General features: G+C 63.9%; 5 protein-coding genes. 4 read left to right on the top strand and 1 reads right to left on the bottom strand.

Features of this window, described 5'->3' with window-relative positions; translation table 11 throughout:
• Nucleotides 1-25 precede the first annotated feature (25 nt).
• The gene (locus tag KHC23_RS20765) at nucleotides 26-1,225 is read right to left on the bottom strand and encodes an HAD-IC family P-type ATPase (protein ID WP_309299164.1); all 1,200 of its coding nucleotides are present in this window, start codon (nucleotides 1,223-1,225) and stop codon (nucleotides 26-28) included.
• A 332-nt stretch (nucleotides 1,226-1,557) separates the two neighbouring features.
• Here KHC23_RS20765 and KHC23_RS20760 point away from each other — a divergent pair, with 332 nt between their 5' ends.
• The 4 genes from KHC23_RS20760 to KHC23_RS20745 all read left to right on the top strand — a co-directional run bounded on the left by KHC23_RS20760 (nucleotide 1,558) and on the right by KHC23_RS20745 (nucleotide 7,825).
• Nucleotides 1,558-3,075: a DASS family sodium-coupled anion symporter gene (locus KHC23_RS20760; protein ID WP_271188574.1), complete on the top strand. Its 1,518-nt coding sequence runs from the start codon at nucleotides 1,558-1,560 to the stop codon at nucleotides 3,073-3,075.
• Between the two features lie 84 nt (nucleotides 3,076-3,159).
• Nucleotides 3,160-4,950 (top strand): FAD-dependent oxidoreductase, encoded by a 1,791-nt coding sequence (locus tag KHC23_RS20755; protein WP_213375333.1) that lies wholly within the window; start codon nucleotides 3,160-3,162, stop codon nucleotides 4,948-4,950.
• Entirely contained in the window at nucleotides 4,929-6,773 is a 1,845-nt protein-coding gene (locus KHC23_RS20750) for a 2-oxoacid:acceptor oxidoreductase subunit alpha (protein ID WP_213375331.1), read from the top strand. The genes KHC23_RS20755 and KHC23_RS20750 overlap by 22 nt, the downstream gene beginning before the upstream one ends.
• Nucleotides 6,770-7,825, top strand: a complete 1,056-nt coding sequence (locus KHC23_RS20745) for a 2-oxoacid:ferredoxin oxidoreductase subunit beta (RefSeq protein ID WP_213375329.1) — start codon at nucleotides 6,770-6,772, stop codon at nucleotides 7,823-7,825. Before KHC23_RS20750 ends, KHC23_RS20745 begins: the two co-directional genes overlap by 4 nt.
• The last annotated feature ends 57 nt before the right edge of the window (nucleotides 7,826-7,882 follow it).

Genomic DNA, 7,882 nt, shown 5'->3' with positions numbered 1-7,882 from the left:
TCCCGGGGTCCCTTTTGCGCGCCGATCAAGGGTCCCGTTCCAACGCCGTTTGACACCGGCCCTCGACGATGCCTTCGATGCCGGTGCCTGCCGTCTCCTGAGCCTCGGAAGGGCTCGACAGAACAAGTCCGCGCTCATGCGCCGCCGTCACCAGCGCCTCTGCCGTGACATGGGCCGAGGCCTGATCGAGCGAGGCAGCGAGCCGCAGGATCTCGTCCTGGTCCCAGCCTTCCACGGTCCGGATTCCGGTGACGGCGGCCCGGCCGAAAGTCAGCGTTCCGGTCTTGTCGAGAATGACCGTGCGTATCCTGGCCAGCGCTTCGAGCGCCCCGCCGTTCTTGACGAGGACGCCGCGCGCGGCCGCGCGCGACATGCCCGATATGATCGCCACGGGCACGGCCAGGATGAGCGGACAGGGGGTGGCAACGACCAGAACCGCCAAGGCGCGCAGGCGATCGCCGCTCAGCCCCCATGCCGCGCCAGCGAGAACGACCGTGAACAGCAGGAACCAGATCGCATAGCGGTCCGCCATGCGTACCATCGGCGCCTTGCTCTGTTGCGCCGTCTCGACCAGGCGGACGATATTGGCGTAGGTGCTTTCCGCCGCCTCACGGGCCACGACGAGATCGAAGGCGTCACCCGCGCAGGTGGAACCGCTCAGAACCTCCTCGTCCGTAAGCCTGCGTTCCGGCAAAGCCTCCCCGGTGAGTGCCGCCTCATCGAGCAGCGCTTCACCCCGCGCGACAGTCCCGTCAGCCGGGATCACCTCGCCGTGGCGCACCAGAATGCGATCACCAGGGCGCAGGCTCTCGATCGTCACCTCCTCGAGAAGATTGCCGGCATAGCGCATGGCGGTCCGCGAGACGCGCCCGAGCAGCGCCGTCATTTCCCGCCGCGCCCGGCCCTCGGCGAAACTCTCCAATTGTTGGCCGCCGGCATACATCAACGCCACGACATTGCCGGCGAGCGGTTCGCCGAAGGCGAGCGCCGTCGACATGGACAAGCCGGCAACGATGTCGAGCCCGATCTGGCCGCGTCGGAGGGCAGAGAAGATCTCGATGATGAGCGCCGCCAGAACGGGGAGCGTCCCTGCGGACCAGAGGCGTTCAGCCCAAGCGCCATTGTCCGTCAGAAAGGCGATCCCGCCGCCCGCCAGCCCCAATAACGCGATGACGACCAGCAACAGTCTGGCGCGGACCGTGGCCAGGCCGGTGAACAGACCCACGTCGAACCTCTGGATGGCTGGTCGCCGACTGCCACGGCGGGCGAATGCCCTTCATTATAATCATTCTAATTAATACGCCATTCAAAAGTCGCGAACAACAGAGCCAGCAATACCGTTGATCAACAGGCTCACGATTCCCCTTCTTCATCTTCAAAACAGCCCGCCCCGAGAAAGTGTTTCAGTCCGCTGATCGTACAACGTCCAAACCGTCGAATGCCGCGATCAGTAGACTCTTTGATATAGATTAAGGTTTCCGGTGTTCCCCCCGGCCAGTGTTTGCGCTGGCAATGCAAGGGGATTTCGACATCGTGTCCGGAACGACAGATCGCAATATCGCCGCCCCTTCAGAGCAAGGTTCGAGGTCCGAGTCTGGCCGCGCGCCTCAGGAGCCATCTTGGCTCCGGTCGCATTGGGGCCTGCTTACGGGTCTTGCGGCGCTTGTCATCGTCATCATGCTCCCGACCCCGGAGGGGCTGCCCGTCGCGGGCCAGCGCATGCTGGCGGTGCTGGCCTTCGCCGTGATCGTGTGGATGACGGAAGCGGTCGATTACGCCGTCTCGGCCCTGATCATCGCTGCCCTGATGGCGTTCCTGCTGGGGCTGTCCCCCTCTCAGACGAATCCCGACGTGCTGATGGGCACCAGCAGAGGGCTCGGCTTGGCCTTTGGCGGCTTCGCCAATACTGCGCTCGTTCTGGTCGCGGCGGCGCTGTTCCTCGCCGCCGCGATGACGATCACCGGGCTCGACAAGCGCATTGCCCTCGTCATCCTCTCGCGCACCGGCACCCGGAGCCGTGACGTCGTCATCGGCGCGATCATCGTGGGCATCGTCATGGCTTTTCTCGTGCCATCCACCACGGCCCGCGTGGCCAGCATCGTTCCCATTATGCTCGGCATCATCGCGGCGTTCGGCGTGAACAAGAACGGCGCCTTCGCCGGCATGCTGATGATCACCACGGTGAACACCGCCAGCATTTGGAATATCGGCATCAAAACCGCAGCCGCCCAAAACATGGTGGCCGTCGGCTTCATCGAGCGAACCCTGAACTACACCGTTACCTGGCTGGAATGGTTCGTCGCCGCCGCGCCCTTCGCCGTCATCATGACGGTGGTGCTTTATTTCGTCATGACGCGGATGATGAAGCCAGAGGTCGATGAAGTCCCGGGCGGACGGGCGGCGATCCGCAAATCGCTCGCCGAGCTCGGCCCCATGAAGACGGCAGAAAAGAAGCTGCTCACCCTGTCGCTCACCCTGCTCGCCTTCTGGTCGACGGAAGGGGTCCTGCATCCGTTCGACACCTCGTCGACGACGGTCGCCGCGGTAGCGCTGATGTTTGTGCCCGGCATCGGCATCATGACGTGGAAAGAAGCGCAGCCGCGGATCCCGTGGGGCACGGTCATCCTGTTCGGTATCGGCATCAGCCTCGGCACCGCGCTTCTCCAGACGGGCGGCGCGGTCTGGCTCGCCGGCATCGTGGTGGAGCGGTTCGGGCTCGCCGGCGGAACCTCTCTCTTCATCCTCGCCGTGCTCAGCCTGTTCCTCATCGTGATCCATCTCGGCTTCGCCAGCGCGACGGCACTCGCCTCTGCGATGATCCCCATCGTCATCGCCGTGCTGCAGAGCGTATCGACCCCCGGCATCAACATCATCGGCATGACCATACTGCTGCAGTTCGTCGTCAGCTTCGGCTTCATCCTCGTGGTGAACGCGCCGCAGAACATGGTGGCATACGGAACCGAGACCTTCGAGGCGAAGGACTTCGTGCGCACCGGCCTCGTGCTCACAGTGATCGCCTTCGCGCTCGTCATGCTGCTTGGCGCGACTTACTGGAAATGGATCGGATATGTCTAAGATCCGGCAGAACCCTGCTCCCAGTCTTGGCGGCAGACCTTTGACGTCGCGCGTGAAGGCACCCCGGATGCAGGAGATGATGAGATGAAACTGACGGACATTTCCGCACCTGACTATTTTCACAAAGTCGTGGACTGTCAGTGGGCCTGCCCGGCGCATACGCCGGTTCCCGAATACATCCGTCTGATCGCGCAGGGCCGCTATACCGACGCATACATGATCAACTGGAGATCGAACGTCTTTCCGGGAATCCTCGGGCGCACCTGCGACCGGCCCTGCGAGCCGGCCTGCCGGCGCGGCCGGGTCGAGGAGGCGCCGGTGGCGATCTGCCGGCTCAAGCGGGTCGCGGCCGATTTCAAGGACGACATCCGCGACCGCCTCCCCAGGCCGACTGCCCACACGAACGGCAAGCGCGTCGCGCTGGTGGGCGCAGGTCCCGCCTCGCTGACGGTCGCGCGCGATCTTGCGCCGCTCGGATATGACTGCACCGTGTTCGACGGCAACCCCAAGGCCGGCGGCATGATACGCAGCCAGATCCCGAAATTCCGGCTGCCTGATTCCGTGATCGACGAGGAATGCGGCTATATCCTCGATCTCGGCGTCACCTTTCATTCCGGCAAGCGCATCGACAGCCTTAAGGCGCTGCTTTCGGAGGGTTATGATGCCGTGTTCATCGGCTCCGGCGCCCCCCGCGCCCGAGACCTTGACATCCCCGGCCGGAAAGAAGCGGCAGGCAGCGTCCACATCGGACTCGACTGGCTGGCGTCAGTGTCGTTCGGGCATGTGACAAGCACGGGCCGGCGTGTCGTCGTGATCGGCGGCGGCAACACCGCCATGGATTGCGGCCGCTCTGCCCGGCGCCTCGGCGGCGAGGAGGTCAGCGTCGTCGTCCGCGAGGGCTTCGACGAGATGCCGGCGGCAAGCTGGGAGAAGGAAGCGCTCCTCAATGAGGGGATCACCATCTCGGCCGGTCTCGCGCCCAAAGCCTTCATCAACGAAGGGGGGCGCCTGACGGGCCTGCTGGTCGAACCAGTCACGACCGTCACCGAAAACGGCCGCTCCACGTTCGTACCGACGGGCGAGCCGCCGCGGCAGATCGACTGCGACGAGGTCGTAATCGCAATCGGTCAGCAGAACGCCTTTCCATGGATCGAACGCGATATCGGAATCGACTTCGACAAATGGGACATGCCGGTCGTGGCGGAAACGACCTTCGCCTCGACCCACCCCAAGGTGTTCTTCGGGGGCGACGCGGCGCGGGGCCCGAAAAACATCATCAGCGCCGTCGCCCACGGCCACGACGCAGCGCTGTCGATCCACCGCCTGCTGTCAGGCGAGGACATCGGCGAACGCCTGTTACCCCATGTGCAGATCGAGAGCGAAAAGCTGGGCATCCACGAGTGGGCCTATGACAGCGAGGTCACGCTCGACCACCGCTTCCCGGTGCCCTCGCGCGATAACAAGACCGCGCTGAAGGACATCCGCACGGAGGTGGAACTCGGCTATGACCCGGCCCTGGCGCTCGCCGAGGCAGATCGCTGCCTCAACTGCGATGTCGAAACGGTGTTCAGCGGGCCGTCCTGCATCGAATGCGATTCCTGCGTCGACATCTGCCCGATGGACTGCATCACCTTCACCGAGAACGGCGAGGAGCAGGAGCTGCGCCTGCGGCTACGGGTGCCCGCGCTGAACCCGCTCCAGGATCTCTATGTCGCGGACGGGTTGAAGACCGGACGCGTCATGGTGAAGGACGAGGACCTTTGCCTGCATTGCGGATTGTGCGCCGAGCGCTGCCCGACCGGCGCCTGGAGCATGCAGAAATACTTCATCGACATGACCCATGCAGGTGACACATGCCCGACACGCTCGCGATAAGCCGCGTCAACGACTTCGTCGTCCGCTTTGCCAACACCAATGGATCGGGGTCCGCAAGCGCCAACGAGCTGTTCGCGCGGGCGGTGCTGCGAATGGGCGTGCCGGTCGCGGCGCGCAACATATTCCCATCGAACATCCAGGGCCTTCCGACCTGGTACGAGGTCCGCGTCTGCGAGGCCGGCTATCTGGGCGCACGCGGCGGAACCGATCTCGTGGTGGCGATGAACCCCCAGACCTTCGCCAAGGACCAGGCCGGGCTCGAACCGGGTGGATACCTGATCTACGATTCGACGCGTCCCGTTCAGAAATCCCAGTTCCGCGAGGATATCACCGTCCTCGGCGCTCCGCTGGGCGCAATCTGCAACAAGGAATACAACGACCCGCGGGAACGGCAGCTCTTCAAGAACATCATGTATATTGGTGTTCTCGCCGCGGTGCTCGAGATGGACACCGGTGAGATCGACACGCTTATCGGCCGGCAATTCGCGGGCAAGGAGCGCCTCATCGAGGCCAACGTCCGGGCCTTCCATCTCGGCCGTGACTGGGCGATCGAAAATCTCCCCTGTCCGATCGGCCTGTGCGTTCGGCGCGCGGACGCCGTCGGCGGGCGCATCTTCATCGACGGCAATTCCGCAACGGCGCTCGGCGCGGTGTTCGGCGGCGCCACGGTCTGCGCATGGTATCCGATCACGCCATCGACCTCGATCGCCGACGCCTTCTCCGCCTATTGCGCGCGCTTCCGGATCGATCCCGAGACCGGAAAGAAGCGCTACGCTATCATCCAGACAGAGGACGAGCTCGCCTCCAGTGGCATGGTGATCGGCGCCGCCTGGAACGGCGCGCGGGCCTTCGCGCCGACCTCCGGACCCGGCATCTCGCTGATGCAGGAGTTTCTCGGGCTAGCCTATTTCGCCGAGATCCCGGCCGTGATCATGGATGTGCAGCGCGGCGGCCCCTCGACGGGTATGCCGACGCGCACGCAGCAGTCCGACATCCTGCTCGCGGCTTATGCCTCGCACGGCGACACCAAGCATGTCCTGCTCTTCCCGGAGGGGCCGGCGGAGGCTTTCGAGTTCAGCGCCCTCTCCTTCGATCTCGCCGACCGGCTGCAGACGCCGGTCCTGCTCATGCTCGATCTCGACATCGGCATGAACCATCGGCTCTGTGCGCCGCTGCGCTGGGACGACGACCGGGTCTACGACCGCGGCAAGGTGATGACCGCAGCCGATCTCGACGCCGGCAAGGACTTCGGCCGCTATCTCGACGTCGACGGCGACGGCATTCCCTATCGTACCTACCCTGGCACCCATCCGCGCAAGGGCTCCTACTTTACCCGCGGCACGACCCGGGACCGTTATGCACGCTATACTGAAGAGGGCGGCCCCTATGTCGACAACATGGAACGGCTGCTAAAGAAGTTCGAGACAGCGAAGGATCTCGTTCCCGGCCCGGTCATCACCCTGGCCAGCATCCCTTCGCGCTACGGAGTGATCTATTTCGGCTCGACATCTCCTGCCATGGACGAGGCAGCCGATCTGTTGGAGGCTGATGGCCATGCACTCGACCGGATGCGGGTCAGGGCGTTTCCCTTCAACCGCGATGTCGACGCTTTCCTGCGCGCACATGAGGCGGTGTTCGTGGTCGAGCAGAACCGCGACGCCCAGCTTCGCACGCTGATCATCACCGAATGCGGCGTCAATCCTGCGAAGCTGACGCCGGTGCTGCATTTCGACGGAACGCCGATCACCGCCCGATTCATCGCGGCCGCCATCGCCGCCCGTCTCGGCGAAGCCGCGAAGCAGAGCGAAAGGGCAGTCGCATGAGTTATCTCGCCAAGCCGAAATTCCATCACCCCGCCCTGCCGGAAAACACGCTCGGCTATACGCGGCGCGACTACGAGGGCGCGATTTCCACGCTCTGCGCCGGCTGCGGCCACGATTCCATCACCGCGGCGATCGTCGAGGCATGCTTCGAGCTGTCGATCGCACCGCACCGGGTGGCCAAGATCTCCGGCATTGGCTGCTCCTCGAAGACGCCGACCTATTTCCTGGGGAATTCCCACGGTTTCAACTCCGTGCACGGACGCATGCCGTCGGTCCTGACCGGGGCGAGCCTTGCCAATCGTGACCTGATCTATCTCGGCGTGTCAGGCGATGGAGACAGCGCCTCGATCGGCCTTGGCCAGTTCGCGCATGCGCTGCGCCGCGGCGTCAACATGGTCTATATCGTCGAGAACAACGGCGTCTATGGCCTGACCAAGGGCCAGTTTTCCGCAACCGCCGATGATGGATCGAAGTCCAAGCAGGGTGTCGTCAACATCGACAAGCCCATCGATCTCACCGCCCTGGCACTCCAGCTCGGCGCAAGCTACGTCGCCCGCTCGTTCTCCGGCGACAAGGCGCAGCTCGTCTCGCTCATCAAGGGCGCGATCGAGCACGAAGGCGCGGCCTTAGTCGACGTCATCTCGCCTTGCGTCGCCTTCAACAACCACGTGGGCTCCACCAAGAGTTATGACTATGTCCGCGAGCACAACATTGCGGTCAATCGGCTGGACGTGATCGTCGGGCGCACGCCGATCACGGTCGACTACGAGCCCGGCAAGCTCGAATTGGTTCAACAGCACGACGGGTCCTGGCTCCGGCTGAGAAAGCTGAACGCCGAATACAGCGTGCACGATCGCCGCGCCGCAATAGACTTTCTGCTCGAACACGAGGCCAAGTCCGAGATCGTGACGGGCCTGCTCTATGTTGCGAGCGACAAGGATGAATTGCACGCCGATCTCAACACGACAGATACGCCCCTCAATGCGCTGTCGCAAAAGGAACTGTGCCCAGGCATGGCACGATTGGAGGAAATCAATGCAAGCCTTGGCTGAATGTCGCCTCTCGACGATGTTTCTGAGTTTATCGTAACTGAAACGGCGCCATGGCAC

It is taken from the genome of Ancylobacter dichloromethanicus (assembly GCF_018390645.1).
GTDB classification, from domain to species: Bacteria; Pseudomonadota; Alphaproteobacteria; order Rhizobiales; family Xanthobacteraceae; genus Ancylobacter; species Ancylobacter dichloromethanicus.
This window is presented reverse-complemented; position numbering and strand designations above follow the sequence as displayed.

What these genes read in the sequence shown, in the direction of transcription:
- KHC23_RS20750 (WP_213375331.1), top strand. Translation starts at nt 4,929, where the DNA reads ATGCCCGACACGCTCGCGATAAGCCGCGTCAACGACTTCGTCGTCCGC.
- KHC23_RS20755 (WP_213375333.1), top strand. Translation starts at nt 3,160, where the DNA reads ATGAAACTGACGGACATTTCCGCACCTGACTATTTTCACAAAGTCGTG.
- KHC23_RS20745 (WP_213375329.1), top strand. Translation starts at nt 6,770, where the DNA reads ATGAGTTATCTCGCCAAGCCGAAATTCCATCACCCCGCCCTGCCGGAA.